We start from the raw sequence: 1,718 nt of genomic DNA on the forward strand, positions 1-1,718 counted from the left end.
CTTGCTTCTTTACTCATGTCTATTAAGTATTGAGTTGATTTCACATTGACTCGGATAAAATGTTCTCTGTCGCCATAGTGACGTACTTCTCCTCCACAATGTATAATCGTATCTATTTCTTGAATCAATTCCTTTTTAATATTTGGTGTAAGGCCTAAAGATTCATGACTCAAATCTCCTTCAATTACCTTAACACGATGCTTCATTTTTTCTAAAATGGACTCACCAAAGTAAAATTTCATTTTTTTTTGTACTTTAATTTCCAATGATTCTTGTTTTTGATTCCGAACTAGGCAATAAATCAATGTGTCAGGAAGTAATAATAACTGCTCTAAGATATGGGCACCCAGAAAACCTGTTCCACCTGTTAATAATACACAGCGAGGTTTCTGTTGTGTTACTTGTATTAGATTATCCCAATTTTTATTGTTTTCATGTTTATCTAGATGAGTATTATTTTCATTTTTATGCACTTCCACTGTGGCTACTATGTTGTTTTGTAGCTGGATCGCATCTTTCTCTATTTTTTTGGCCATTTTTTCTATTGTAGGATATTGAAAGAAATCCTGTATACGCAATTTTGGGAAGTATGGTTTTAATTTCACCAAAGTAGGCATAATTTTTAATGAGTGTCCCCCTAGAGAAAAAAAATCATCTTTTATGTTTATGTCTTTTTTGTTTAGTACTTCTGCCCAAACATTAGCTAGTATCTTTTGTGTTTCTGTAACAGGTGCTTGATGATTTTTATTTTTCTGGTATTGGATTTGATATTTCCCTATTAGTTTTTGAGCATCTATTTTGCCATTTTGTGTGACAGGAATCTCTGGAATGCAAACATATCCCTTTGGCACCATATACTCAGGTAAAGTAGTTGAAACATGTTTAAAGACTTCTTCAATACTTATTTCTGTTTGCTTGTGAACAGTGTAATATGCATGTAATTCTTTCCCTTCTGCATCTGGTAGAACCACCGATTGTTGAATGCGAGGTTCTTGCATAAGCACATCTTCAATTTCTCCTAGTTCAATACGATATCCTCTTATTTTTACTTGTCTATCACGCCTACCCATGTATTCTACATTTCCATTTAATGATAGGCGCGCTAAATCTCCTGTCTTATATAAAATAGAATGATTGTTTGCTGAAAATGGATTTGATAAAAATGATAGTTTGGTTATTTCCGGTTGATTTACATACCCAATTGCTGTTCCTATACTTTCAATGTAAAGTTCTCCTATTACCCCAATTGGACATAACTGCATGTTTTCATTTAAGATATAGACTTTTGTATTAGCAATAGGTTTACCAATAGGAATATGAGTAACTGTACTTTCCACTTTTGTAGAAACAACGTGATATAAAGAACTTACTGTTGTTTCTGTAGGTCCGTATTCATTGACAATTTGTACGGTATCACTCATTTCAGAATGCCAATTTCGGATAGCCTCTGCTGATGCAGCTTCTCCTCCCATAATTAGGACCCGTAAACTTTGTAATGGACTACGGTGCTTGAAAGACACTTCATTTGTTAATTGTTTAAAAAAGGCTGTTGCTACGTCGGAAATCGTAATGTTATAAGTAGCAACTGCATCAAAATATGCTTGTGAAGAGATTCGTTGTTCTTCATTTAACAGATGAAGCCTTGCTCCAGTTAATAAAGCAGAAAAAATTTCCGAAACAGAGGAATCAAAACTGTGAGAGTAAAATTGAGATAACAC

The 1,718-nt window shown here is 33.7% G+C and carries 1 protein-coding gene; it reads right to left on the minus strand.

Annotation, left to right across the window (positions count from 1 at the left end; all coding sequences use genetic code 11):
• A partial coding sequence (locus tag ACP3VS_RS23835; protein ID WP_426390214.1) for an AMP-binding protein occupies positions 1–1,718 on the minus strand: 1,718 nt, incomplete at its 3' end.

Origin of the sequence: Lysinibacillus sp. VIII_CA, assembly GCF_049943995.1 — a bacterium.
Taxonomy (GTDB): Bacteria; Bacillota; Bacilli; order Bacillales_A; family Planococcaceae; genus Lysinibacillus; species Lysinibacillus pinottii.